We start from the raw sequence: 25,300 nt of genomic DNA, 5'->3' as shown, positions 1-25,300 counted from the left end.
TCCGCCAGGCCAGTTCAAGAGCCCTCGCAGTGCCGGCCGCCTGACCACGGTTCAGGGCTCATGAAACCTTGCTCAGCCAAAGGCTGCCACCGGAATGTTTCAGCATGGTCGGAAATTCGGCCTCGATCCGTGGGCGGAAGTGTTGAAAAAAATAGTCGCTGAAGAACTCGATCCGAAAGGCCTTGTTGTACATGAGAAAGGCGCGCAGCCCGTACAGCTCGTTCCAGGACCGGTTCTCCTGCACGACCCACTTCTCGGGGTATTCGAAGGGCCAGAACACGTCGTGGAAATGGACAAGCACACCCGGCTTCAGGCGTGGCAGGATGTCGAACAACTCGTGGCAGACATCGCTGCCGGTCTTCATCACGTGCGTGGAGTCGATGAACAGGATGTCCCCGGCCTCCAGCGCCTCGAAAATGCGCGGATCCGCCGCCTGCACCCCGTGGGGCACCACGGTGCAGCGCTCGAGGCGCTCCTGCCCGATCAGTTCCTTGAGCAGTTGCGGGTGCGGCTCGATGAACGTGACTTGCACTTCACCGCCCAGGAAACGGTCAATGGTGTCCATCGCGCAGGCGGAGGAATAGCCCGAACCCGCTTCGACCAGCCTTCGCGGCCGAAAGCACCTGAGCATGGCGTGCAGCACGGCACCATCCGCATGGGCAAACGCCGGGTTGTTGAAGAAGTAGCGCCAACCCGGCGTCTTCTCGTCGCCGAAAGGCTGCGACTGCAGGTACGGCAGCAGCCGCTCCCAGGTGGCCAGATGCACGCTGGCGTCGATCTCGACGGCGGCCGGTGCCTTCAGGGGCGCTGCGGCGCCAAACAGGGGCGCCACCACCGCCGTGTCCACGATCGGGCTGTAGAAGTGGCCGGGAGGCACGAAAAACCCGGAGGGGGGCGCATCGCGCAGACGGAACTCCTCGGTCGCCAGGAATGCCCTCACCAGGGCGGCCACGTCCATGCCCGCCTCCAGGTGGCCGACCCATGCCTGCACGGCACCTGGCTCGGGTTCACGGCCCAGAAAGGCTTGGTACAGCTGCTCGACCAGAGCGGCGTAGCTGATGCTCACGGTACCGCCTGAGCCGCCGGGTCGCGGACCACCAGCGCCGCATCGGTGGGGTGGCTGAAAATGCCCGCCAACTGCAGCGCCTGCTGCATCTGCCGGATGCCCTGGTCGAACCCGTAATGGTTGCGCACGAACTGCAGCGCACGGGCGGACATGGCGTTCCACATCGCCTCGTCGCGGTAGATGCGGGCCACCGCGCTGACCCATTCGGCAGGGGTGCCGGCGACAAGGGCGTCTGCGCCGTCGGCCACCGCAATGCCTTCGGCCGCCAGTGGCGACAGCACACTGGGCACGCCATGGGCCAGCGCCCCGATGACCTTGCCCTTGATGCCTGCGCCTGACTGCAGCGGCGCGATGAAGACGCGGCAGCCCTCATAGGCCGTGGCCACCTGCGGCACCCAGCCTTCCAGCACCACCCCTTCGTGCCGCGACACCAGCTCGGCCAGCCTGGGCGGCGCATGGCTGCCGTAGATGTGCAGTTGCACGCCCGGTAGCGCGGCACGCAGCGGCTCCCACACGTTGAGCAGGAACCACCGGACAGCCTCCTCGTTGGGCGGATGGCCAAACCCGCCGAGAAAGGCGATGCCCTTGCGCTTGGCATAAGGCGCCACGGCGCCCACGACCGGGCTCACCCAGGGGCAGCGCCCGACCACGGTGGCGTCCAGGTTGTGAGACTCGATCACGGCCTGCTCCACCGGTGTGTACGCCAGGACCAGGTCCACCTCGGACATGACGGCCAGTTCGTCGCTGCGCGTCTGTTTCGCGGCCTGCAGGGCCTGGGCGTTGCCGGCCGCCATCGCCAGGCGCAGTTCGCGCAGGAAATGCAGGTCGGCATTCATCAGCACCACCTTGGCCTGCGGGGCTGCCTCGCGAATGGCCGGCAGTTGCTGGCGGGCAACATGGTAGCGGGTGATGTAGACCAGGTCGAACTCGCGGCCGCGCTCACGCAGCATCTGCGCGATGGAGGTCACGAAGGGTGCATGCAGGCATTCCACGCCCATGCGCTGCAGCTCTTCGGCGTAGCGGCCCATCCACTGCAGATTCTGCGGAACGAAGGTGCATTTGAAGCCCAGCGCCTGGAGCAGCCGCATCTCCTGCACGGCCGCGTAGCCACCCGCATCCCGGTCGGGCGCGGGCGTGTGCATGTCGATCACCAGCGCCCGCAGCGGCACGTGGCGGTCCTTCACCCAGTCGGCGTCCAAGCCTTCCCGGCCATGGCCGGCGCAGGCGTCCAGCCATCTGCGCCGAAACGTCGGACGATTGGCCTCCTGGTGCTTCTTGACGCCGGATGAGACGTCGGTCCCGTTGCTGCCGCCCTCGAAGTGGATCACGCAGGACAGGGGCGCGTACACCGTTTTGTAGCCCTGCTCGCGGACCCGGAACGCGAGGTCGGTGTCTTCGAAATAGGCCGGTGCGTAGGCCGGATCCAACCCGCCCATCTTCTTCCACAACGCCGCAGGCACCATCAGGCAGGCGCCCGACAGGTAGTCGGCTTGGCGCGCGTAGTTGTACCGGGGTTCATGGGGGTTGCCGCCGCGGCCGTAGTTGGCGGGATTGGCGGAGCTCCAGACGATGCCCCCGGCCTCTTGCAGCCGGCCGTCGGGGTAGAGCAGCTTGGCGCCCGCCAGACCCACGCGCTCGAAATGCTCAAAGGGCCAGAGCAGCTCGTCCAGCCAGTCGGGCGTGACCTCGGTGTCGTTGTTGAGCAGCACCACATAGTCGCCGCGGGCCGCCTGCGCACCGCTGTTGCAGGAATGCACGAAGCCCAGGGGCTCCCCGTTTCGAATGTGGGTGATGCCCGAAACCAGTTGCGCGATGTCCCGCGTGCGGTCTGTGGAGCCATCATCCACCACGATCACCTCGAACGCAGTGGCGTTGGGCGCCAGCAGCAGCGAGGCCAGGCAATGGTAGGTCAGGTGAAACTGGTTGCAGGCAGGAACGACGACCGAGACCTTGGGCCGCGAATGCGAGGGAAAAACCAGGCTGTCGTAGTGCCGCTCTTCGGCGTCGGGGCCCTTGCACAGCCGGGCATGGACGGAACTGAGCTGGGGCAGCATGTCCTGCACGCGCGGCTCCCGGCCCACGAGCGCAAGCCAGCGGGCCAGCGCGTCGTACCGGTAGCCGGCCACGTCGCTCAGGCGTGGAGCCACGCCCTCACGCGCGTGCTTGAGCAGCGCATGCGCGGGCGCGACCACATGCGGCATGATGAGCGAAGCGGACTGGACCAATGCCCCATCGCTTTCCCGGTGGACCGTGAACGCATGCGGCCGGCCATCGAACAGCGGCGCGGGCAGGGCGATGCGAAAGCGCAGCAGTGCGGCGTCGCCGGCATCGGGATGGCCTTGCCCCTGTGCGACGACGGCCGCAGTGGCGACATCCCAGACCTTCAGGCCGCAGCCTTGCTCCAGGGGAGCCGCAAAGCGGGCTGCGCCCACCAAGGCACCTCCCTCCAGCTGCACCGACCCATCAACGCCAACCGGCTCGGCCTGGAAAATCGTGACCGCCCCGGGCAGCAGTATGGAGGAGCCCTGCACGCGCACGGCCACGGAGTGTGGGCGACCATCCAGCAGGCCCAAGGGTACCGGCAGCCGGAACCCGCAGGCGCTTTGCGCCTTGCCCGATTGCACCAGGTCGGGCCGCAAGCCCTCTGCCACCGCCTGGGCGATGGGCATGCCATCGCTCAGCACCTCGACCACCACGCGCTCGGCCGGCGCTCGATCATTGATGGCCCAGCCCGTGATCTCGATGGGCCCGACGGTGTCCAGATAGCCGTCGTACGCCGGCGGCGCCTGGAAGGTGGTGACCGCCCCTGGCAACACCTCGGATGTTCCGCGCACGCGCACAGCCACGGTGTGCGTGCGGCCATCCAGCAGGGCCGATGGCACGGGCAGCCGGAACGCACAGGCGCCGTCGGCCTTGCCCGATTGCGCCAGGTCAGGCCGCAAGCCGTCGGCTGTCGCCTGGGCAATCAGGATGCCCTCGCTCAGCACTTCAACCACCACCCGCTGGCCTGGCTCCCGGGCATCAAAGGCCCAGCCGGTGATCTCGGTCGGCCCGAAGGTGTCGAGATAGCCTTCGTATGCTGCCTGGGCCTTCTCGGGCGGGGGGCGGGAACGGTCGGTTTTTTCATGGTCGGTGCAGATCGGTTTCTGAAGCGGCGGACCCTCAGGCAACGGCGAAGAACATCAGGGCCGAATCACCCAGGTAGCCAAATTCCCGGGAGTGGTAGGCCATGGCATAAGCATCCTGGAAGCCAGCCGCCTTCGCATGGTCCAGCATGTCCCAGCCGAAATGGGTGTAGCACAAGACGCCGTTTCCGCCCAGGGGATCGCCATGGTATTCGGGCTCCAGGTGGTGGGTGATGGCCCCCGCTGCGTCCAGCGTGGCACGCAGCACGCTGGCCTGTGCATGCGGCAGGAAGGGCACCGACCACATCAGCCGGCCGCCAGGCCGCAGGCAGCGGTGGCATTCACGCAGGGCCCGCCGGTAGTCCGGGATGTGCTCCAGCACGTCCAGCGATACGATGGCGTCGAAGCTGGCGTCGGCAAAGCTCAGGGCGCACAGGTCTTCGTTGCGGATGCCGTCGGCGCGCGCCGCGCCGCGCTGCACGCTGTCGCCCAGGTATTCGCTGCCCACGACGCCGCCATGGCGCCGCTGGAAAACCTGGTAAACCGGGGTGACCTGCTCGGTGAGGTAGATGCGGCTGTCGGCGTAGACCTCCATCTCCATGTCGAACAGGTGGATGCAGGCCCGCATGCGGTTGTTCAGCCCCGTCACGGGGCAGACCAGGCGTTCGCGCCAATTGACCTGGCCCGGCACGGCGCTGTAGTTGAAGTCCACCAGGAAGTCCACCACCGTGCCTGCGGAATAGGAATAGCCGGGAACCGTGAACCTGCCCGCTCCGCCAGCCGGCACCAGGCGCGCCAGCTCCTGCGCCGCGCGTGCAGCCTCCTCCTGGGTACGAGCGACATGGGCTGTGTAGTCGGCCAACGACCGCAACCGCCAAACTCTCATGCTTGCTTTCGTCGACCCCATCGCGGCCGCGGGCGTGCCAGGACATCCTGGAGCATTTACGATTCTAGGGTCTGTTGACCGTCTGCCCGGGGCCATCCGAGCGGCCTTGGCGCGGATGGGGCTCGTGCTGGCACGATGGGGCGCCCGGGCCTTCATCCGGGAACAGGTTCGAGCCGCTGGTCCCTGAAGACAAAGGTGGCGTCGCACCGGGACGTCGCCGACACCAGCTCGTAGGTCTTCTGGCCGTTCACGAAGAGCGAGAAGGCCGCGCCGAAACCGACTTGCCACCACTCGGCGGGAATGTCCCAGGCCTGGACCCCCGTTGCATTGACCACCTGCTTTTCGCTGCGAAAGCAGTAGCTCTTCACGGCGGGGTTCTTCGCATCGAACAAGCGCAGCTGCTCGACCTGGTCACGCACCGTCTTGCCGCTGGGGTACTGGCCGTAGTGGCGGATCGGCAGCACCAGCGACTGCACCAGCACCAGGGCCAGGATGGAGACACCCACGTACTGGGCAAGCCCGGGCCATCGCGCACCCAGCGTATCGCAGGCCAGGCACCAGCAGCCCAGCACGAAGAACAGGTGGGTGAGTACCGAATAGCTTCCATACCGCTGGTGTTCCAGGAAGGCGAAGGGGAGCATGAACGCGGCCGACGCCATGAAAAACCAGGCGCACAGGAGCCGGCCCTTGCGCCACGAATATGCGGCGCCGCCCACGACCACGGCGATCCACAGCGACGCGCCCGCGTCGCCCTTGAAGTAGTAGGTGGCGTTCTTCCAGAACGTCCCGATGGAAAACGAGGTCGCGTACGCGCCGGTCTGCTGGTCCGAGAGCCGGACATAGAAGTACAGGAAAAGGGCCATGCCCAGAACGGGAACCAGGTAGTTCCACCGGTTCTTGCGGTAGCCCCTGTCGGCCACGAGCATCCACAAGGGCAGGCTGAGCACCATGCCTACGAAGGCGTTGGAATACAACCCCAGCACCAGGACAAGGAGCAGCACCGCGGCGGCCCGCCCGCTCGTGCGCCCATGGATGCCGGGGTCTCCGGTGGTCAACAGGTACACGAACACCATCACGAACAGATGGCCCAGAAGGTGCTGCGAGTTCGACAGCCAGGCATACGCCTCGATGGTGCCCGGCAGGCAGAAGTAGAGCAGCCCCGCCACCACCCCGGCGAAACGGCCGTAGGTGTTCAGCACCACCCGGTAGACCAGGAAGCTGGTCGCGCAGATGAAGAACAGGTTCAGCACGTAGAACAGCGGCGCGTGCAGTGCGAACAGCTTGATGCCGTAGTGCCAGTAGGCGTTGCGGCTCAGGAAGCGTCCGAAACTGCCGAAGTCCAGGATCTGCTGGGGCTGCAGGGCGTGGGCGTACTGCATGATCAACTGGAAGTCGTCCTGCAGGAACCAGGCGTTCTGCGGGTAGGACAGGTAGAACGCGCCGGCGAACAGCAAGGCCAGGAACAGGCCCAGTTGGACGGGCACGGGCACAGGCACGGGTGTGCCGGGCTTTTCCTGCGGGCTGGGGATGCGGTGAATGTCCATGGGTCAGATTTTCATTCTGTTGAAGACGGCACGCGGCAGGTGCCTGATGACCAGCATGATCCAGCGCCATTTCCCGGGTACATAGGCCACTGCCTTGCCCGCATCGATGGCGGCGACCATCTGCCGGGCCACCTCCTGCACGTCAGCGAGCCGGCCGCCTTGCGCCTTGAGGTGCGCGGTCATGGGCGTGTCGGTGGGGCCGGGTTCCACCAGCACCACCCGGACCCCCGTGCCGGCGAAGCGGTGCTGCAGCCCCTGGGCGTAGCGCGCGACCAGCCCCTTGGCCGCGCCGTAGACATAGTTGGACCGGCGGCCGCGGTCCCCCGCCACCGAGCCGATCAGCGCCAGGACGCCCCGGTTGTGCAAGGCCATGTGCCCGGCAAAGGCTTCGGCGAACAGCACCGGCGAAACCCCATTGATCTCTAGCGCCTCACGGCAGGCGATCAGATCCTCCTGGCACCCGGACTGGTCGGGCAGGCTGCCATGGGCGATCAGCACGGTATCGACCGCCTCCCGCTGCGCGATGCCCTCGACGGTGGCCCGTATCGCCAGCGGGTCGAGAAAGTCGGACTGGAGCACAAGGATGTCGGATTGCGGGCTGCGTACCCGCAGGTCGGCCGCCACACGTTCCACACGGGCGAGATCGCGCCCGACAAGCGTCAGGTGCACGGGCGCGTCTTGCACCCAGAGCCTGGCGCAATGCCCGGCAATGGCCGACGTGGCACCGATGATGACGATTCTTCGTTTTTCGCTCATTTCACCCCCCCATCAAGCGCCGCGAGAGTGCCGAGCTGATGCCAGGATCCCGGAACTTCAGAAACTCCCCCAGCCGGGGATAGCCCGCCTCGAACAGTTCCCTGGGCATGCGCGCGTCCTTGGCTGCGTAGAGCCGGCCGCCGGCCTGCGCCACGATGGCGTCCAGCCGCTCGAACAGCCGCAGGGTGCGCTCCCCCCGGTTGGGGAAGTCGAGCGCCAAGGTCACACCTGGCTGCGCAAAGCTGAGCAAGCCGGGCGGTTGCCGGTCGCCAAAGGTCTTCAGCACGGCCAGCAACGACCCCTCACCCGACCGGGCGACTTCGCCGAGCATGGCCTCGGTCGCCGCCCGGCCGCACCGGCGCGGCACCACGCTCTGGTATTGGAAGAAGCCTCGGGGGCCATACAGGCGGTTCCAGCCGAGCAGCCTGTCCAGCGGGTAGTGAAAGGATTCGTAGTGCGCCACGGTGCGGCCGGCCTTCATCCTGCCCCGGTGGAAGTACGCCGCATTGAACGGGCGCAGCGAGAAACCGTTGACCAGCGAGACCGGCGGCACGAAGGGCATGGACCACTCCCTCGACGGGGGTTCGGGCCGCTCCTGGGGGCCTGCGGGGTTGGCCCGCATGAACAGGCCGCGGCCCTGGGCACCCGAGAGGCAATCGATCCAGGCCACGGTGTGCTCCCAGCCGGCCTCGGCCTCCTCCGCCAGGCGCAGGAATTCATCCAGGCCGGCATAGGGAATGGTCTCGGTGTCCAGCCAGGGGCCGGCCACACGGCACAGCTGGATCTCGGCCTCGGTGATGACACCTGTGAGGCCAAGGCCACCGACCGTGGCGGCCCACCAGTCGGGGCGCAGCCGGGGACCGCATTCCAGGGATTCGCCATCGGTGCGCACCAGCCGGATGCGCTGCACATGGTCGCCGAAGGTGCCGCGCAGGTGGTGGTTCTTGCCATGCACATCGTTGGCGATGGCGCCCCCCACCGTGACCTGCTGCGTACCGGGCGTGACCGGCAGCATCCAGCCGCGCGCAATGGCCAGGCGCTGGATGTCGCGCAGCAGGACACCCGCCTCGCACACCACGCGGCCCGTCGCATCGTCAAAGTCGATAAAGTGGTCCAGGCCCGCGGTGAGCCAGAGCACGCCGCCCGGGTTCAGGCAGGCGTCACCGTAACTTCTCCCCAAGCCGTGGGCCAGACCGGGGAGCCTGGCACCGGCCACCAGCGCGGCGGCTTGCGCCGGATCGTTCAAGCCGATGACGTGGTGCGGGTCGGCGCTCAGCCGCCCCCAGGACGAAACCGGCCTCAAACAACCACCCTGGCCAGCACGAACGCCAGCGCGAGCAGCAGCGCCACGGCCCAGCTCGCACGGTCCTTGAGTGCGAATACGATGGGGTCATCGTGCATACGGCCGCGATGGGCGATCAACCAGGCGCGTGAAACCCAGTACAGCAACAGCGGGCAGGCCAGCCAGATGAAGGTGGGCGTGGCGTACAGGCTGGCCGTCCGGCCATCCTGGATGTAGAGCGCCAGCACCAGGACCGCGATATAGCCTGCACCACCGCCCAGGCTGGAGATGAGTTCCATGTCCTGCGTCTCGTAGCCGCGCCCGCGCAGGCCCACGGCCTGACCGGTCGCCTGGACGGTGCGCAGTTCGCTGTAGCGCTTGAGCAGGGCCAGGCTGAAGAACAGGAACATGGAGAACGCCAGCAACCAGAACGACAGCGGCACGCCGATGGCTGCCGCGCCGGCCACGACGCGCAGGGTGTACAGCCCCGCCAGCGTCACCACGTCGACCACCGGCATCTGCTTGAGCCACAGCGAATAGGCCACCGTGAGCACGAAGTAAGCCGCCAGGGCGGCCATGAAATGCCACGGCAGCGCGATGCCGGCGAGCGCGAAGGCCACGGCCAGGAACGCAGGCCAGGCCAGCCAGCCTTGCACCAGGCCCAGATGCCCCGAGGCGAGCGGGCGAAGGCGCTTGCTGCGGTGCTGGCGGTCGTCGCCCACGTCGGCCAGGTCATTGAGCAGGTAGACGCTGGAGGCCGTGAGGCTGAACGCCACCAGGGCCAGCAGGGCATGCACGACGCTGGCACCGTCGCCGTAGCGGTGCGCGGCCATCAGCGGGACGAGAACCAGCAGGTTCTTGACCCACTGGTGCGGGCGAACGGCCTTGAACAGCGCCACAGCGGTCGAGGGCTTCCCATCGGCGATCTCGCGCCCCAGCCTGCCCTGGCTGCGGACCTCGCCGACCAGGCGCCTGGAGCCGCCCACCACATGGGCCTGGTCCGCCGATTGCCACACCGGGATGTCGGCCCAGTCGTTGCCGACGTAGTCGAAGCCGCGTTCGCCGAAGCGGGCGACCAGCAGGTCCCTCTTGGCTTCGGCCTTGAGGTTGACGGCTGCACTGGTGGCCAGCACCTCGTCGAACAGACCCAGACGCCTGGCCACCTGGTCGGCCAGCAATTGGTGACTGGCGGTCGCGAGCACGATGCGTCGGCCGTTGGCCTTTTCTTCACGCAGCCAGGCCAGGAGTTCTTCGTTGTAGGGCAAGGTGGCAGGATCGATGGGGCCGGCCTGCGCCAGGCGCGCCTTCAAGGTGGTCCTGCCGGCCGACAGCCAGGCCAGCAACCGGACAACGCGAAACGGCTGCGCAATGATGAAGCTGTTCGCGGTCTCGGCCAGAAGGTCGGTCTTGAGCAGGGTGCCGTCGAGGTCGACCACGAGAGGGGTCTGGTGGGCATTCACTGCGCCGCCGGCCGGCCGCGGCAGTTCAGAAGACCTGTACGACTGAGCGCTCATCGTGCACTCGTGTATCCACGGGTCAAACGATACAGCAGCTGTTGCGCAAGGCGTCTGCGCATGCGGGTGAACTGCGAAAGCGCAGGCTGCCTGAACACCCCGACGGTGTCCCCCCATGGGGCACTGTCGGGATTCGGGTGCGGCTCCCAGTCGGTGCTGACTTCCAGAAGCTCCATGCCGGCATACCTGGCCAAGGCCGTATACCCGTCAGGGTAGAAGCGCCAGCAATCTTGCGGAAACCGGTGTTCGAACCCTCTCGATGGAGCCAGAAGGAATACCATGCCAGATGGTTTGAGCACCCGCGCGATTTCAAGCCAGGTCAGCCAGAAGAACTCGATGTGCTCGAACGCCTGCCCGGAAATGACCACGTCCGCACTGCAACTGCGCAAAGGCAGCCGGTAAGGTGATTCGAGCACGATGTCCACATTCGCGCCGGGGGTCAGATCGATGCCGGCATAGTTCCAGCGGGGCTTGTCGAAGAATTGCCTGTAGCTGCCATTGATATCAAGACTGCCCAGGTCAAAAACACTCAACTCATTTTTTTCATCCAGGTACTTGCGCACCAGACGATCGACGTGTTCCAGAGAGCTCGTATGCATTTCACTTGTCTTGACTGTCAACCTGCCACAACGAAGAATGGGGAGTTTCAACCGCTTGTGCCAAAGTATGTCACCAAAGATGGGGCGGCCCACACGATGAGCGTCCTGCAATGGCCCTCCTTCGGTTTGCGCACGCGGAGTGCAAAGCCATGACGAACAGCAGTCCCATGGAGGACCGCCTGGACGCCCCGCTGAGGGAGGTGCTGCCCGTCATGCAGCACAGCATCATGACCGGCACGAGCTACTTCGGCATCCCGACGCTGAAGAGCCCGATCGACGCCTGGATCTACCAGGAGATCCTGTTCGAGACACGGCCTGACGTCATCGTCGAGATCGGGAATTTCCACGGCGGCAGCCTGCTTGCGCTGGCCCACCTGTGCGATGCGATCGGCCACGGGCGGGTGATCGGCGTCGACCTGTCGCACCACCTGGTGCCCCCACTGGTACGCAGCCACGCCAGGATCACCCTGATCGACGGCGACGCGTGCGAGAGTTTCGAGCAGGTCGAACCACTGATCGATGCCGGCGAACGGGTCCTGGTGATCGAGGACAGCGCCCACACCTTCGACAACACGCTGCAGGTGCTCAGGCGCTACGCCCCGCTCGTCAAGCCCGGCGGCTACTTCATCGTGGAGGATGGCATCTGCCACCATGGGCTGGATGTCGGCCCGAACCCTGGCCCCTACGAGGCCATCGACGCCTTCCTGCAGGAAAACGCGGACTTCGAAAGCGACAGGAGCCGCGAGCGCTTCCTGATCACCTGGAACCCCAAGGGCTACCTGAAGCGGCGGGCGCGCTAGCGCGCCTTGCGGTGCGCGACCACGGTATACAAGACATGCGCATACCAGCCCATGTGTCGCTGGATGTGAAAGCTGGTGGCAACCGGCTCGAATCCCAGCACACTGAGCATCTGGCGCACGCATGCAGGCGAAAGGTGCCACCACGTGCCGAAAGCGTCCGAGTCGGGGCCCGTGGGCTGAAAGACCATGGACGCAGGCTCCTGGTCCGCGAGGATGGCTGGCGGGACCTCCGTTTCGTGACCGGTCCAGGTGGAAGGGCGCGCTGCGAATGGCATGAGTTCGGTGACCACCACCGTCTCGCGCGCCAGCGAGCAGACCCCTTGCAGCCCCCGGAACGGATCGCGCAGGTGCAGCAGTACCGCGCCGACGATCGCGATATCGACGGGCGGGACATCGCCCGGCAGTTCGTAAATCGTGCCGTGGTACAGCCGGGCCTTGCTGCCATGCAGCCGGTGGCCCAGCCACCAGCCGCTGTTGAGCTGGGCCAGTTGCTGTTGCTGCGCCTCGATCCGAGGGTCAGTGGCCATTCCGCCATAGGGCACGGCATCCCACGGATCCGAAGGCGAGAGCTCGTAAGCAATGACGTCCGCCCCGGCCGCTTCCAAGGTGTGGGTGAAGAACCCGTTGGCCGGACCCACTTCCAGAACCTGCTTGCCAGCGACGCCCACGCCGCCCAGGTACTGCCACGCCGTTTCGCGAAAATCCCAGTCGCCGCGCTGCACGCCCAGGCCCGGAAGGTCCACCGTCTGGTAGAAGCGACAGGCGCCAGCATCGGTGACAGTCTTGGGCGTTGCGAGGCGCGGCATGGCCAATTATTGCATGTGACTTTTTGCGGCAAACGCCGCGCGCGCGTGTCCTGCCGGTGAAGAATCGTCCCGCCATCGATCGGCCACGATGGTCCCGCTGGCTACCGTGAGACTCTCATCCTTGGAAGTGCTGGTACGGCGCGTCGCTTTCCAGCCAGACTGCCCCAGCTGGTCCTTTCCGCAGCAGCCGAAAAGTTGCCTCTTCGCGGTATGGAACCTGAACGAATGCTGCTGAGAGTGGAAAAGAAGCATATCCGCGCCCTCTGCAAAAGAAGCACAAGCGTACCGAAGTGGCACGCTCATGGGTACAGGGACACCGCGCTGCCTCAGCTGCCCGCCACCTTCATCCGGTTCACGAGGATGGAGCCGACGGTCTTGGCACCATAGTTGTAGGTGTCCGCGCCCACGGCCTCGATGCCCTTGAGCATGTCTTTCAGGTTGCCGGCGATGGTGATCTCGTGCACCGGGTAGGCGATGCGGCCGTTTTCGACCCAGAAGCCGCTGGCGCCGCGCGAGTAGTCGCCGGTCACGTAGTTCACGCCCTGGCCCATGAGTTCGATCACGAACAGGCCGGTGCCCAGCTTTTGCAGCATGGCATCGAGGTCGTCGCTGGCCTGGGTCAGGCGCGAGGTCATGGTCAGGTTGTGCGAGCCGCCGGCATTGCCGGTGGTCTTCATGCCCAGCTTGCGCGCCGAGTAGGTGGACAGGAAGTAGCCTTCCACGCGCCCACCCTTGACCACCTTGCGCGGTGCCACGCGCACGCCTTCATCGTCGAACGGCGAGCTGCCTTTGCCGCGCAGGATGAAGGGGTCTTCCTCGATGTCGATGTGCTTGGGAAACACGCGCTTGCCCAGCGAATCGAGCAAAAAGCTGCTCTTGCGGTACAGCGCGCCGCCGCTCACGGCCTGCACGAAACCGCCCAGCAGGCCGGCGGCCAGGGTGGATTCGAACAGCACCGGGCATTGCGTGGTCGGGATCTTGCGGCTGCCCAGGCGCGAGAGTGCGCGCTCGGCCGCATAGCGGCCCACGGCCTGCGGCGAGGCCAGCTCGGCTGCGTCGCGCATGGAGCTGTACCAGGCGTCGCGCTGCATCTCGGCGTTGCGGCCGGGCAGCGAGGCAATGGGCGCCACCGAGAAGCTGTGGCGCGACGAGGCATAGCCGCCGCGAAAGCCGCGCGTGTGGGCACTGAAGAAGTGGCTCTGCTGGGCCGAGACGCCTGCGCCTTCGCTGTTGGTGATGCGGCGGCTGGCCTTGAGGGCTGCGGCCTCGCATTCCATGGCCATCTTCGCGGCCTGCTCGCTGTCGATGGACCAGGGGTGGAACAGGTCCAGGTCGCGGTGGCTGTCGGCGGGCGCGATGTCATCGGCGTCGGGCAGGCCGGCCATCGGGTCTTCGGCCGTGAAGCGGGCGATGTCGTAGGCGGCCTGCGCCGTCTGCTCGATGGCCTTGCTGGAAAAGTCGGAGGTGCTGGCATTGCCCCGGCGGTTGCCGATGTAGACGGTGATACCGAGCGACTTGTCGCGGTTGCGCTCCACCGTTTCGAGCTCGCCCTTGCGCACGCTGACCGACAGGCCGCAGCCTTCGGAGGCCTCGGCCCCGGCGTCGGTGGCCCCGAGCTTTTTGGCATGCGCGAGGGCGCGGTCCACCAGTTCTTCGAAGAACGGACGGCTGTAGCTGAAGCCGTTGTCGGGGGTGCCGGATGCGGTGGCGGCCGGGGCGCTGGAGGCGCGCGGCGTGCGGATGGAGGGTTTATTCATAGCGGCAGCTATGATACTTGCCGCTGTGGCGCGCGCTGCGCCACCTCCCCATTTGCCCCCACCCATGTCACGCAAACCCAAAAAAGGCTACTTTGTGAAGGGCCAGTTCGTTGCCGAAGGCAGCGAAATGGACATTCAGCTCAAAGCCGAACTCAAAGGCACGCCCGATGCCAGCCGAACCGATCTCAAGCGCGAAAGCGATGCCCTGCAGGACCTGGGCAAGGAGCTTCTGAGCCTGCGCGCCGACCTGTTCGAGAAGGTGGGCCTGCCCGACAAGCTGGTGGACGCGCTGGCCGAGGCCAAGCGCATCACCAACTTCGAGGGCAAGCGCCGCCAGATGCAGTACGTGGGCAAGATCATGCGCAAGCTCGACCCCGAGCTGGTGCAGGCCGCGCGCCAGGCGCTCGAAGAGCAGCACAAGGGCTCGGCCGACGAGAAGCTCAACCTGCACCTGGCCGAACATTGGCGCGACCGCCTGATTGCCGACGACGAAGCCCTGGCCCCGTGGATGGCCGAGCACCCCGATACCGACACCCAGCAATTGCGCGCCCTGATCCGCCAGGCGCGCAAGGACGCGCCACCGGCCGACAAAGCCGCCGTGTCGCAGGGCCTGGCGCCGCGCAAGGGCCGCGCCTACCGCGACCTGTTCCGCCTGGTGCGCGAGCACATGGGCGATGTGCCTGCGAACGACGAAGACGGCGACGAGGACGGGGACCATGCCTGACGCCGCGCACGACGCCGTACGGATAGGCATCGTCTCCATCAGTGACCGGGCCAGCAGCGGCGTGTACGAGGACAAGGGCCTGCCGGCACTGCAGGATTGGCTCACCCGGTGCCTGCTCAACCCCATCACGTTCGAAGCGCGCCTGATCCCCGACGAGCAGGCGGGCATCAGCGCCACGCTGATCGAACTGGTGGATACCGCTGGCTGCAGCCTGGTGCTGACCACCGGTGGCACCGGCCCCGCCCTGCGCGACGTCACGCCCGAGGCCACGCTGGCCGTGGCGCACAAGGAAATGCCGGGCTTTGGCGAGCAGATGCGCCAGATCAGCCTGAAGTTCGTGCCCACGGCCATCCTTTCGCGCCAGGTGGCGGTGGTGCGCGGGCAGAGCCTGGTCATCAACCTGCCCGGCCAGCCGAAGGCGATTGCCGAGACGCTGGAGGGACTGCGCGCTGCCGATGGCAGCCAGAGCGTGCCCGGCATCTTCGCTGCGGTGCCCTACTGCATCGACCTGATCGGCGGGCCTTACCTCGAAACCCGCGACGAGGTCTGCAAGGCCTTTCGACCCAAGAGCGCGGTGCGCAGCCGCTGAGCACCTGCTTTGAGCGCGGCGGCCGGCGCCCGCCCCTGCGCTCCATTTGCACTTTGTAACCATCCATGCGATGGATGGCCCGGGCAGGTGCGCCCGGTCACACGTGCCTGCGCCGTGCGGCCCCTAGACTGGCCGGCACATTCACTTCACTCGACCGATAGCATGATGAAGAAAAGACTCGTTCTCCAGCTCACCCTGGTGGCCCTGCTCACTGCCTGCGGTGGTGGGGGCGGCGGCAGTGACGGCCCCGCACCGGCACCCCAGCGTCTGGTGGGCGAGATCTTCGGCACGCCCGAACAGGTGGCCACCTCGGACCTCGTGACCAATGCAGGCTACGGCGGATACGGTGGCGCACTGGAAACCTCGCGTGCGATCCAGAAGGCCGGCAAGACCAACATGCTGGACTTTTTGTTCCTGTTCAACATCTCCGACAAGGGGGCTGCCCGCCTCGCGGGCGACGCCCCGGCCCTGCTGGAGGCCTACATTGCCAGGAACAGCGATCTGCTGCAGCCCGGCGTCTATGTGTACCTGATCGACGAGATGTACCTCAAGGCCTCGCTGGTGGCCGACGACCCGGTGGAGTACCAGGCGCAGCTCGACGATCTGCGGCGTGCCGCCACGCTGGTGCGCCAGCGCCTGCCGCAGGTGAAGATCGGCCTGTCGTTCAGCCCGCATGCCACCTTCGGCCACCCGAAGGTCATGCCGTTCATCGCGCGGGCGATCGCACTGGTCGACTGGGTCGGCACCACCACCTACTGGCTCGGCGACAAGGCCACCACGGCCGCGCTGCACGAGTGGTCGCGCAGCCTGCCGGGCCTCGCGCGGGCCGCGCAACCCAAGGTGGAGACCTGGTACATCGCCCAGGCCTTCCGCGAGCCCGCATGGGACAGGCAGGCGTTCCGCGAGTTCATGCAGACCGAACTGCAGATCTCCGACAGCTACGACGCGATCATCTTCTTCGGCTGGCAGGAGACCTCGGAGCTGTCCAGGCAGACCGCCGGGCGCTACTTCGAGGCCGAGACGCGGGCGGTCTACAGCAGGTTCCTCAAGAAGTGATCGCGCGGATGAGCGGCAGGAGCCCTGGAACGGGTCCTACTTGCCCACCAGCTCGTTGAGCTTGCCGGCCTCGAACTGCTCGGTGGTCGCTGCATCGCAGGGCACGCAATCCCGGGTGGCTGGGGCCGCCGTCGAGAGCTTCTCGATGGCCTGCCACAGCAGCATGATCTGGTGCTCCTGCGAGGAGGCGTTGTCGATCAGGCCGCGCATGGCCTGCGACAGCGGGTCGTCCTCCTGCGTGATGCCGTAGGCCGTGAACTTGCGCGACTGCGGCTCGGTCACGTCGGCGCTCTGGCCTGCCTTGGAGGGGATGATGCGCGCCGGGATACCGACCGCCGTGGCGCCCGCAGGCACGGGCTTGATGACCACGGCGTTGCTGCCGATCTTGGCACCATCGCCGACCTCGAAGCCCCCGAGCACCTTGGCGCCCGCGCTGACCACCACGTCCTTGCCCAGCGTGGGGTGGCGCTTGGCGCCCTTGTAGAGCGAGGTGCCGCCCAGGGTCACGCCCTGGTAGATGGTGCAGCCGTCGCCGATCTCGGCGGTCTCGCCGACCACCACGCCCATGGCGTGGTCGAAGAACACGCGCTCGCCGATTTTGGCGCCCGGGTGGATCTCGATGCCCGTGAGCCAGCGTGCAATGTGCGAGATAAAGCGCCCCAGCCACTTGAAGCCATGGCCCCAGCACCAGTGCGCCGGACGGTGCAGCCAGATGGCGTGCAGGCCGGGGTAGCAGGTGATCACCTCCCAGGTGCTGCGCGCAGCGGGATCGCGGTCGAGGATGCACTGGATGTCGGAACGCAGGCGTGCAAACATGGCTATGGCTGTTTTTGGAATATGGAAATGCAGTCTAGCGCTTTGCCTGCGCTGTCTCGATCATGGCTTTTGCGACACCACGCAGGATGTGGATTTCCTCGGCCCCCAGTTGCGCGCGGTTGAAAAGCTGGTTCAGGCGCGGCATGAGCTTCTTGGGCGCCTCGGGGTCGAGAAAGCCGATGTCCACCAGTGCCCGCTCCCAGTGCGCGAGCATGCCGGCCACCTGGGCGGCATCGGCCAGCTCACGCGCCGGGGCGGCATCGGCCACCTCGCGCTCCGGCGCAGGCACAGTGGCCGGCCCATCGAAGCCGCCCAGGGCCATGCGCCATTCGTAGGCGACTACCTGGATCGCCGCGCCCAGGTTCAGCGAGCCGAAACCGGGGTTGGTAGGAATCGACAGCGCCACATGGCAGCGGTAGACGTCCTCATTGGCCATGCCGAAGCGTTCGGACCCGAACAGGAAAGCCACACCCGACTCCACGGCGGCGTCTGTGGCCCTGGGGGCGACCAACTGCGCAAAATGCTCGCGCGGCGAGCGGGTCGGTGGCCCGAAGTCCCTGGGTGTCATGGCCGTGGCGCACAGGTGGCTCATGCCGTCCAGGGCCTCGTCCAGCGTGGCGACGATGCGCGCCTTGTCCAGCACATCGAGGGCACCACTGGCGCGCTGGATGGTCTCTTCACGCCGCAGCACGTTGGCCCAGCGCGGCTCGACCAGCACGAGATCGTCGAAGCCCATGGTTTTCAGGGCGCGAGCGGCGGCGCCCACGTTGCCGGCATGGCTGGTGTTGATCAGGACAAAACGGGTCTTCATGGGATAACAGGGGGGCCGGATAAGCCCCAAACCAGGACAAAAAACGGCAAAGCAGGTAAAATTAGCGCCCTATTGTCGCCGCCCGCATCGCCGGACGGTGTTCCACGCTCCTCTTTCGCAAGGCGCCCCTGCCGGCGCACTGCTTGAAACCACAATTTATGTCGTCCAACCTGCACCCCATGCTCAACGTGGCCATCAAGGCCGCACGCGCCGCCGGCGCCATCATCAACCGCGCGGCCCTCGACGTGGAGGCCGTGCGCATCTCGCAAAAGCAGGTGAACGACTTTGTGACCGAAGTGGACCACGCGGCCGAGAAGATCATCATCGAAACCCTGCTGACGGCCTACCCCGGCCACGGCATCCTGGCCGAGGAGTCGGGTTCGGAATACGGCGCCAAGGATTCGGAATTCGTCTGGATCATCGACCCGCTGGACGGCACCACCAACTTCATCCACGGCTTCCCGGTCTATTGCGTGAGCATCGCCTTGTCCGTCAAGGGCAAGATCGAGCAGGCCGTCATCTACGACCCCTCGCGCAACGACCTGTTCACCGCGACCAAGGGCCGTGGCGCGTACATGAACGACCGCCGCATCCGCGTGAGCAAGCGCACCCAGCTCAAGGACTGCCTGATCTCCACGGGCTTTCCGTTCCGCCCGGGCGACAACTTCAAGGCCTACATGAACATGATGGCCGACGTGATGCAGCGCACGGCCGGCCTGCGCCGCCCCGGCTCTGCCGCGCTCGACCTGGCCTACGTGGCCGCGGGTTTCACCGACGGCTTCTTCGAGACCGGCCTGTCCATCTGGGACATCGCCGCCGGCTCGCTGCTGGTGACCGAGGCCGGTGGCCTGGTGGGCAATTTCACGGGCGAGGCCGAGTTCCTGGAGCAGCGCGAGTGCCTGGCCGGCACCCCCCGCATCTATGGCCAGTTGGTGCCCATCCTGGGCAAGTACAGCAAGTTCGCGAGCGCTGGCGACAAGGCAGCCGTGCGCCAGGCCGCCGATGCCGGTGAGCCGGATGCGGCCCCAGCGGCGGACGCCGCTCCCGACGCACAGGACGGCACAGCCAAGGACGAGAGCGCCCCGCTCTGACCACCTTTGGGGTGGCCCATCGCCACCCTCTCCACCCCATCAACCCGGGTCGGGGTACTTCTGCGCGATGACGCGGAAATCCTCGGCGATGTCCACGAAGGCATCCACCATGTCGGGGTCGAAATGCGTGCCCCGGCCGCGCACGATGGTGCTGCAGGCCTGGTCGTGTGAGAAGGCGGGCTTGTAGACGCGCTTGCTGATCAGCGCGTCGTACACATCGGCCACGGCCATGAGCCGGGCCGACACGGGGATGGCGTCGCCCGCCAGCCCCTCGGGGTAGCCCGAGCCATCCCACTTTTCCTGGTGGCTGTAGGCGATTTCCTTGGAGACGCTCAAGAACGCCACGCGCATGCCCAGGCGTTTTTCGGCGTCCTCGATAGCGGCACGGCCCAGCGTGGTGTGGGTCTTCATGACCTCGAACTCTTCCACCGTGAGCTTGCCGGGCTTGAGCAGGATGCTGTCCGGGATGCCGATCTTGCCAATGTCGTGCAAGGGCGCCGACTTGTACAGCAGGTCGATCATGCGGTCGTTGAGCACATGCTCGAAGCGCGGGTGGTGGCGCAGGCGCTCGGCCAGCGTCTTCACGTACAGCTGGGTGCGGCGGATGTGGTTGCCGGTCTCGTTGTCGCGGGTCTCGGCCAGCGAGGTCATGGCCATGATGGTCACGTCCTGGATGGCCTGCACCTCCAGCGTGCGCAGGGCCACCTCGCGCTCCAGGTAGGAGCTCTTGTCGCGCAGGAAGTCGGCCGTGGCCTTGAGCGCCAGGTGGGTGTTCACGCGCGCCAGCAGGATGGGCGGGCTGATGGGCTTGGTGATGTAGTCGACCGCGCCCAGGGCCAGGCCCATGCGCTCGTCATCGGGGTCGGAGCGGGCCGTGAGGAAGATCACCGGGATGTCGCGTGTGGCGGGCGAGGCCTTCAGGCGCCGGCAGACCTCGTAGCCATCCACCTCGGGCATCATGATGTCCAGCAGGATGAGATCGGGCTTGGTGTCCGACTGGGCGATCTTGAGCGCCTTCTCCCCGTGGTTGGCCACCTTCACCAGGTAGTGCTCGCGCAGCAGGCTGCCCATCAGCGTGAGGTTGTCGGGCGTATCGTCCACCACCAGTACCGTGGCAATCGGCTTGTCCACCAGGGTCGGCTGTTGCGAAGCGAAGGGCGCGTTGTCCATGGGCTTTCCTGCGAAGAGGGGACCGTTCAGGGGGCGATGGCGGAATCGGACGGGGATGGCGGCTCGGGTACCACGGAGGCGATGGTATCCAGCGCCTGTTCGAAATCAAAGTTCCGAATGTGCATATCCACTGCCTTGAACACCGGGTCCAGAAATCCCTCCAGCACGATGGCATTGTGTTGCAAAAACTCGGCGGCTGCCGGGTCGTCCTGCAACAACAGCGTGCGCAACTGGTGCAGCAACTCGGCGGGGGCCTTGGCCGGCGCCGCGCTGCCGGCATCGACCAGGTCCGGCGCGCTGGCGGTCCACTGCTGCAGCGCATCGATCAGGGGTTTGAGCGCGCCGTCCAGCGCCGCGAGCAGGGGTGCCGTGGTCTCGGGCGGTTGCGGGCCCCTGCGCAGCAGGTCTTCGAGCTGGTTGGCGCGGTCTGCCACGGGCTGCGCGCCGATGTTGGCGGCCACTGAACGCAGCGTATGCGCAAGGCGTTCCGCCAGGCCCACCTCCCCCGCGTTGAGCGCCGCCTGTATCTCCTGCACCACCGCCGCCTGACCATGCGCGAAACGGCCCAGCATGTCGCCATAGAGGGCGGGCTTGCCCAGGGCACGCTGCAGCCCCAGCACCGTATCCAGCCCGGCCACCAGCGGCCAGGCCACGGGCCTGGGCGGGTTCGGCGGCAGCGCGGCGCCGTTGCGCAGGGGCGGTGGCGGCAGACCCTGGGGAACGCCCAGCCCGGGGCGCGGCTGTATCCAGCGCGCCAGCGCCTTCCACAGGGCGGCCGGGTCGATGGGCTTGGCCACATGGTCGTTCATGCCGGCATCAAAGCAGCGCTGGCGATCGGCGTCCATGGCATTGGCTGTCATGGCCACGATGGGCAGTCGCGCAAAGCGCGGGTCGGCGCGCAGGTGCCGGGTGGCGGTCTCGCCGTCCATCACGGGCATCTGCATGTCCATCAGCACCAGGTCGTAGCTGTCCTCGTGCAGCCGGCGGATGGCTTCCTGCCCGTTGCCGACCACGTCCACGTCGAAGCCCGCATCGCGCAGCAGTTCCACGGCCACCATCTGGTTGAGTTCGTTGTCCTCCACCAGCAGCACCCGCGCGCCCCGGATGGCCAGCGGCAGCTCGTCGGACACAGGCGGCGGCACGTACTGGCGCTGCAGCGCGGGCAGTGCGTGCTCCAGGGGCTGCATCAGCGTCTCCAGCAGCAGCGAGGCATTCACGGGCTTGATCAGCACCGTCTCGATGCCCTGGGCACGCGCAGCGCGCATCACATCCTCACGCCCATAGGCCGTGACCATGAGCATCTGCGGCACCTGGGGCATGCCCAGGCTGCGGATGTGGCCCGCCAGCTCGACGCCGTCCATGCCCGGCATGTGCCAGTCGAGCAACAGCAGGCCGAAGAAACGGTTCTTCGCCATGGACTCGCGCAGGATCTCCAGCGCCTGCAGGCCGGAGTAGGCCTGCTCCACCTCGAAGCCCATGGCCTGCAGCATGTCCGACAGCACGGTGGCCGCCGTGTGGTTGTCGTCCACGACCAGCACCCGTCGGCCCACCAGGTCCGGCGGCGGCAGCAGCACCCGGGCCGGAGCGCCGCGCTCCAGCGGCAGGCTGACCCAGAAGGTGGAGCCCTTGCCGAACTCGCTGATCACCCCGACCTCGCCGCCCATCAGCTCGGCCAGGCTCTTGCAGATGGCCAGCCCCAGGCCGGTGCCGCCATAGCGCCGCGTGGTCGAGGTATCGGCCTGCTGGAAGCTGGCGAACAGCCGCCCCATTTGCTCGGCCGTGAGGCCAATGCCCGTGTCACGCACCTCGAAACGCAGGCTCACCCGCTTTTCGCTTTCTTCGAGCAGCCGCACGGCAATGCTGATCTCGCCCTGATCGGTGAACTTGATCGCATTGTTGGCAAAGTTGATCAGGATCTGGCCCAGGCGCAGCGAGTCCCCCACGAGGTTGGGCGGCACGTTGGCGGCGACATCGCACACCAGCTCCAGCCCCTTGGCCCCGGCCTTGTAGCCCACCACGTCGGTCACGCTCTCGAGCATGCGGTCGAGCACGAAGGGCTGCTTTTCGACCGTGAGCTTGCCCGCCTCGATCTTGGAGAAATCCAGGATGTCGTTGATCACGCCCAGAAGGTGCTGCCCGGCCTGCTGGATCTTGCTCACGTAGTCGTGCTGGCGCGTGTTCAGCCCCGACTTGAGCGCCAGGTGCGACATGCCGATGATGGCGTTCATCGGCGTGCGGATCTCGTGGCTCATGTTGGCCAGGAAGTTGGACTTGAGCGCAGTGGACTCCTCGGCCAGCTCCTTGGCGCGGCGCAGGTCCTCCTCGGCACGCTGGCGGTCGGTGATGTCCACGAAGGTGCCGATGGCGCCACCGGGCGAGCCATCGGCGCGCGCGAAGGCGTGCAGCCAGAACAGGGTGTGGTGCACCTGCCCGTCGGCATAGGGCATGTCCACCTCCCGGTGTACCGAGTGCAGGCCGTTCATGGCCTGCAGGTTGTCGCCCTGGAAACGCGTGCGCTGCTCGGGCGGCAGGAAGTCGAGGTCGAGTATCGTCTTGCCCACGAGGTCAGCGCGTCGCACCCCGAAGGCCTGCTCGTAGGCGCGATTGAAGCCGATGTAGCGGCCGTCGGCCCCCTTGTAGAACAGCGGCACGGGAATCGCGTCGATCAGCGCCTGCTGGAAGCCGAGCTGCTCCTCCACCTGCTCTTCGAGCTGCTTCTGGTCGTGGATGTCCACGCTCACGCCCACCACACGCACCGCGCGGCCCGCGCCGTCGCGCAGGATGCGCGCGGCCATCAGGAACCAGCGCACCTCGCCGTCCGGGCGCACGATGCGCCAGGAGTTGCGCAGATCGGTATCGTCCCCGTCCAGGCTGGCCCTGAAGTTGGCACTCGCCTCCTCACGGTCGTCGGGGTGCAGGCGGTCAAGCCAGTAGCCCAGGCCTGCGGGCTGCGTGCCCGCCGGCAGGCCCAGCATGGACACGAGCTTGTCGGACCAGACCACGGTGTCGGCCACCAGGTCGATGTCGAACACGCCCACCTTGCCGGCTTCCTGGGCGATCTCCAGCCGCTCATTGGCCTGCTGGATGGCGATCTCGCCCTTGCGCGCCTCGGTCACGTCCTCGATGACCCAGATGGAGGCCGAGCGGTAGCCCTCCATGTTGATGCTGCGCCCGGCCAGCCGGGCCTCGAAGCTGCTGCCATCCAGCCGGCGCAGCGTGGCGCGCTCGCGCAGCGCCTGGCCCGAGGCGAGCCGCTGCGCGATGAGCGCCGCAAAGCTGTCCGACTGCGCCTGGTCGCCGAACAGCGCGGCCACCTCGCCGCCCAGCAACTGCGAGGCCGTGCCGCGCATGAGTTCCACAAAGGCCGGGTTGAACTGGCGGAACTGCCCTTCACAGACCAGCAGGATGGGCGGCGCATTGTCGAAGATGGCCGTCTGCTGCTCCAGCAGCTCGTTGAGCAGGCGCTCGCGCCGCTCCAGCTCGGACTGCGCGCGCATGCGCTCCGAGACATCCTCGTGCAGCCCGACGATGGCGATGCGCTTGCCGCGCCCATCGAACACCGGCGACAGGGTGGCCTCGTCGTGGTAGATGCTCGCGTCGCGGCGCCGGTTCACGAAGCTGCCGCGCCAGGAGCGGCCTGACAGCAGGGTGGCCCACATGTCCTTGTAGGTCTGCGGCGGCGTCTGGTCGGTGGAGACGATGGACGGCTTCTTGCCGCGCACCTCGTCCAGCGCGTAGCCGGTGTTGCGCTCGTACTGGGGGTTCACCCAGTCGATGCGGCCGTCCCCATCGGTGATGACCACGGCCACGGGGCTGCTCTCCAGCGCCGCGCCCAGCACCCGGAAACGCTCCAGCGCCGCTGCCATGCGTGCGCGGCTGCGCAGCAGGTCCAGCAGCAGCAATCCCAGCAGGGCCAGCAGCACAAAGGCCGCAGCCCCCACCTGCCAGCGCAGCAGGGCCGGCACCAGGGTGCTGATATCGTCGAGCACCACCAGTTGCCACTGACCCCCAGGGTCGTTCCATTCGACGCCGCGGCTTGCCACCGCATAGGTCACCCCATTGAGCAGAACCTCGCCGGCATCGGGCGCAAACGGCAGTGCGGAGGCCACGCCGTTCTCGAAATGGCGCCCGAACTGGCGCGAAGCACGGATCGCGTCGATGCGTGCCTGCGTGAGCGGCGGCGCCACGGCGAACTGCCATTCGGGCCGGGTGGACGAGAACGCCACGCCCTGGGGTGACATCAGCAGGGCCGGAATGCCGGTGCTTGCCAGCAGCGCATCGACCACCTCGAAGCCCACCTTGAACATCACCACGCCGATGATGGTGCTGGTGGGCGAATCCGTCTCGTACAGGGGCGCCGCGTAGTACAGCCCCCGCTCCTGGCTGTTCACGCCAATGGCGGCATAGACGCTGATGGCGCCCTTCATGGCCTGCTGGAAATAGGGGCGGAATGCGAGGTTCGACCCCGTTGCCTTCTCGCCTGCCGTCTCGTGCGCGACCACCGTGCCATCGGCCGACATCACATACACGCCACTGATCAAGAAACGTCCACGCGCCACCGCCAGCCGCGCCAGCGAACCCGGATCGTCGGGCGGCGTGTAGCCGCGTGCCATGTCCTTGAGCTGGGGCTCGCTCAGGCCCATGAGCGAGACGGCCCCGATCAGGCCGCCCCCCGTGGTCTGCGTGATCAGTGCATCGGCCGCCTGCTGCACGATGCGCGTGCGCTCCAGCGCCCGCTCCTGGCCGCGCCAGTAGACCACCGCCTGCACGACCAGCCAGGCCCCCAGCAGCGACAGCGCCACCACCAGCGCCAAGCCCCGCGTCCAGGCGGGATCGCGTTCGAGCACGCGATCCAGGAATCTGCCCTCCTTGTCGTTCCTGTTCACCTGTGCCATGCACAGCCTCCCA

The 25,300-nt window shown here is 66.9% G+C and carries 19 protein-coding genes; 5 read left to right on the top strand and 14 right to left on the bottom strand.

From position 1 onward, the window contains the following. Nucleotides 1–58 precede the first annotated feature (58 nt). The 8 genes from AC0IZS_RS17160 to AC0IZS_RS17125 all read right to left on the bottom strand — a co-directional run bounded on the left by AC0IZS_RS17160 (nucleotide 59) and on the right by AC0IZS_RS17125 (nucleotide 10,772). Nucleotides 59–1,066, bottom strand: a complete 1,008-nt coding sequence (locus tag AC0IZS_RS17160; protein WP_471636706.1) for a class I SAM-dependent methyltransferase — start codon at nucleotides 1,064–1,066, stop codon at nucleotides 59–61. Then, nucleotides 1,063–4,236: a glycosyltransferase gene (locus AC0IZS_RS17155; protein ID WP_471636705.1), complete on the bottom strand. Its 3,174-nt coding sequence runs from the start codon at nucleotides 4,234–4,236 to the stop codon at nucleotides 1,063–1,065. Before AC0IZS_RS17155 ends, AC0IZS_RS17160 begins: the two co-directional genes overlap by 4 nt. Then, on the bottom strand, nucleotides 4,229–5,077 hold the full coding sequence (locus AC0IZS_RS17150) for a class I SAM-dependent methyltransferase (RefSeq protein WP_471636704.1): 849 nt from the start codon (nucleotides 5,075–5,077) through the stop codon (nucleotides 4,229–4,231). Before AC0IZS_RS17150 ends, AC0IZS_RS17155 begins: the two co-directional genes overlap by 8 nt. 152 nt (nucleotides 5,078–5,229) lie before the next feature. Then, nucleotides 5,230–6,621, bottom strand: a complete 1,392-nt coding sequence (locus AC0IZS_RS17145; RefSeq protein ID WP_471636703.1) for a hypothetical protein — start codon at nucleotides 6,619–6,621, stop codon at nucleotides 5,230–5,232. A 3-nt stretch (nucleotides 6,622–6,624) separates the two neighbouring features. Next, nucleotides 6,625–7,377: an SDR family NAD(P)-dependent oxidoreductase gene (locus AC0IZS_RS17140; protein ID WP_471636702.1), complete on the bottom strand. Its 753-nt coding sequence runs from the start codon at nucleotides 7,375–7,377 to the stop codon at nucleotides 6,625–6,627. A 1-nt stretch (nucleotide 7,378) separates the two neighbouring features. After that, complete coding sequence (locus tag AC0IZS_RS17135) at nucleotides 7,379–8,623, bottom strand: FAD-binding oxidoreductase (RefSeq protein WP_471636701.1); 1,245 nt, start codon at nucleotides 8,621–8,623, stop codon at nucleotides 7,379–7,381. A gap of 53 nt (nucleotides 8,624–8,676) precedes the next feature. After that, on the bottom strand, nucleotides 8,677–10,173 hold the full coding sequence (locus AC0IZS_RS17130) for a UbiA family prenyltransferase (RefSeq protein ID WP_471636700.1): 1,497 nt from the start codon (nucleotides 10,171–10,173) through the stop codon (nucleotides 8,677–8,679). Further along, nucleotides 10,170–10,772 (bottom strand): class I SAM-dependent methyltransferase, encoded by a 603-nt coding sequence (locus AC0IZS_RS17125; protein WP_471636699.1) that lies wholly within the window; start codon nucleotides 10,770–10,772, stop codon nucleotides 10,170–10,172. The genes AC0IZS_RS17130 and AC0IZS_RS17125 overlap by 4 nt, the downstream gene beginning before the upstream one ends. A 149-nt stretch (nucleotides 10,773–10,921) precedes the next feature. On the opposite strand from AC0IZS_RS17125, the gene AC0IZS_RS17120 reads away from it, so the two are divergent. After that, complete coding sequence (locus AC0IZS_RS17120) at nucleotides 10,922–11,572, top strand: CmcI family methyltransferase (RefSeq protein WP_471636698.1); 651 nt, start codon at nucleotides 10,922–10,924, stop codon at nucleotides 11,570–11,572. On the opposite strand, the gene AC0IZS_RS17115 is transcribed toward AC0IZS_RS17120, so the two are convergent. Next, entirely contained in the window at nucleotides 11,569–12,378 is an 810-nt protein-coding gene (locus AC0IZS_RS17115; RefSeq protein ID WP_471636697.1) for a class I SAM-dependent methyltransferase, read from the bottom strand. The genes AC0IZS_RS17120 and AC0IZS_RS17115 overlap by 4 nt on opposite strands. 326 nt (nucleotides 12,379–12,704) lie before the next feature. Beyond that, complete coding sequence (pmbA, locus tag AC0IZS_RS17110) at nucleotides 12,705–14,135, bottom strand: metalloprotease PmbA (RefSeq protein ID WP_471636696.1); 1,431 nt, start codon at nucleotides 14,133–14,135, stop codon at nucleotides 12,705–12,707. Between the two features lie 64 nt (nucleotides 14,136–14,199). Here pmbA and yjgA point away from each other — a divergent pair, with 64 nt between their 5' ends. From yjgA to AC0IZS_RS17095, 3 genes are all read left to right on the top strand, one after another. Beyond that, nucleotides 14,200–14,859 carry a ribosome biogenesis factor YjgA gene (yjgA, locus tag AC0IZS_RS17105; protein ID WP_322594834.1) on the top strand — a complete coding sequence of 220 codons (660 nt, stop codon included), beginning with the start codon at nucleotides 14,200–14,202 and terminating at the stop codon, nucleotides 14,857–14,859. After that, nucleotides 14,852–15,448, top strand: coding sequence for a molybdopterin adenylyltransferase (gene mog, locus AC0IZS_RS17100; protein WP_471636695.1), 597 nt, complete (start codon nucleotides 14,852–14,854; stop codon nucleotides 15,446–15,448). Before yjgA ends, mog begins: the two co-directional genes overlap by 8 nt. A 165-nt stretch (nucleotides 15,449–15,613) precedes the next feature. After that, entirely contained in the window at nucleotides 15,614–16,504 is an 891-nt protein-coding gene (locus AC0IZS_RS17095) for a hypothetical protein (RefSeq protein ID WP_471636694.1), read from the top strand. 36 nt (nucleotides 16,505–16,540) lie between these two features. On the opposite strand, the gene cysE is transcribed toward AC0IZS_RS17095, so the two are convergent. After that, nucleotides 16,541–17,320, bottom strand: coding sequence for a serine O-acetyltransferase (gene cysE / locus AC0IZS_RS17090; protein WP_179684011.1), 780 nt, complete (start codon nucleotides 17,318–17,320; stop codon nucleotides 16,541–16,543). A gap of 34 nt (nucleotides 17,321–17,354) precedes the next feature. After that, complete coding sequence (locus AC0IZS_RS17085; protein ID WP_471636693.1) at nucleotides 17,355–18,131, bottom strand: RNA methyltransferase; 777 nt, start codon at nucleotides 18,129–18,131, stop codon at nucleotides 17,355–17,357. 158 nt (nucleotides 18,132–18,289) lie between these two features. Here AC0IZS_RS17085 and AC0IZS_RS17080 point away from each other — a divergent pair, with 158 nt between their 5' ends. Next, nucleotides 18,290–19,222, top strand: a complete 933-nt coding sequence (locus tag AC0IZS_RS17080; protein WP_471639543.1) for an inositol monophosphatase family protein — start codon at nucleotides 18,290–18,292, stop codon at nucleotides 19,220–19,222. A 39-nt stretch (nucleotides 19,223–19,261) separates the two neighbouring features. Here the strand turns inward: AC0IZS_RS17080 and AC0IZS_RS17075 are convergent, their stop codons facing one another. Continuing rightward, nucleotides 19,262–20,392, bottom strand: coding sequence for a response regulator (locus tag AC0IZS_RS17075; RefSeq protein ID WP_471636692.1), 1,131 nt, complete (start codon nucleotides 20,390–20,392; stop codon nucleotides 19,262–19,264). 26 nt (nucleotides 20,393–20,418) lie between these two features. After that, nucleotides 20,419–25,287 carry a PAS domain S-box protein gene (locus tag AC0IZS_RS17070; protein ID WP_471636691.1) on the bottom strand — a complete coding sequence of 1,623 codons (4,869 nt, stop codon included), beginning with the start codon at nucleotides 25,285–25,287 and terminating at the stop codon, nucleotides 20,419–20,421. Between the last annotated feature and the right edge of the window lie 13 nt (nucleotides 25,288–25,300).

It is taken from the genome of Acidovorax sp. AC410 (genome assembly GCF_979253235.1).
The sequence above is the reverse complement of the archived record's forward strand: the minus strand, read 5'-3'. Positions and strand labels throughout refer to the sequence as shown.

Excerpts from the sequence above, each read along its gene's own strand:
- AC0IZS_RS17150 (WP_471636704.1), bottom strand. The coding sequence starts at position 5,077 with ATGAGAGTTTGGCGGTTGCGGTCGTTGGCCGACTACACAGCCCATGTC.
- AC0IZS_RS17145 (WP_471636703.1), bottom strand. The coding sequence starts at position 6,621 with ATGGACATTCACCGCATCCCCAGCCCGCAGGAAAAGCCCGGCACACCC.
- AC0IZS_RS17140 (WP_471636702.1), bottom strand. The coding sequence starts at position 7,377 with ATGAGCGAAAAACGAAGAATCGTCATCATCGGTGCCACGTCGGCCATT.
- AC0IZS_RS17130 (WP_471636700.1), bottom strand. The coding sequence starts at position 10,173 with ATGAGCGCTCAGTCGTACAGGTCTTCTGAACTGCCGCGGCCGGCCGGC.
- AC0IZS_RS17125 (WP_471636699.1), bottom strand. The coding sequence starts at position 10,772 with ATGCATACGAGCTCTCTGGAACACGTCGATCGTCTGGTGCGCAAGTAC.
- AC0IZS_RS17120 (WP_471636698.1), top strand. The coding sequence starts at position 10,922 with ATGACGAACAGCAGTCCCATGGAGGACCGCCTGGACGCCCCGCTGAGG.
- AC0IZS_RS17115 (WP_471636697.1), bottom strand. The coding sequence starts at position 12,378 with ATGCCGCGCCTCGCAACGCCCAAGACTGTCACCGATGCTGGCGCCTGT.
- pmbA (WP_471636696.1), bottom strand. The coding sequence starts at position 14,135 with ATGAATAAACCCTCCATCCGCACGCCGCGCGCCTCCAGCGCCCCGGCC.
- yjgA (WP_322594834.1), top strand. The coding sequence starts at position 14,200 with ATGTCACGCAAACCCAAAAAAGGCTACTTTGTGAAGGGCCAGTTCGTT.
- mog (WP_471636695.1), top strand. The coding sequence starts at position 14,852 with ATGCCTGACGCCGCGCACGACGCCGTACGGATAGGCATCGTCTCCATC.
- AC0IZS_RS17095 (WP_471636694.1), top strand. The coding sequence starts at position 15,614 with ATGAAGAAAAGACTCGTTCTCCAGCTCACCCTGGTGGCCCTGCTCACT.
- cysE (WP_179684011.1), bottom strand. The coding sequence starts at position 17,320 with ATGTTTGCACGCCTGCGTTCCGACATCCAGTGCATCCTCGACCGCGAT.
- AC0IZS_RS17085 (WP_471636693.1), bottom strand. The coding sequence starts at position 18,131 with ATGAAGACCCGTTTTGTCCTGATCAACACCAGCCATGCCGGCAACGTG.
- AC0IZS_RS17080 (WP_471639543.1), top strand. The coding sequence starts at position 18,290 with ATGTCGTCCAACCTGCACCCCATGCTCAACGTGGCCATCAAGGCCGCA.
- AC0IZS_RS17075 (WP_471636692.1), bottom strand. The coding sequence starts at position 20,392 with ATGGACAACGCGCCCTTCGCTTCGCAACAGCCGACCCTGGTGGACAAG.
- AC0IZS_RS17070 (WP_471636691.1), bottom strand. The coding sequence starts at position 25,287 with ATGGCACAGGTGAACAGGAACGACAAGGAGGGCAGATTCCTGGATCGC.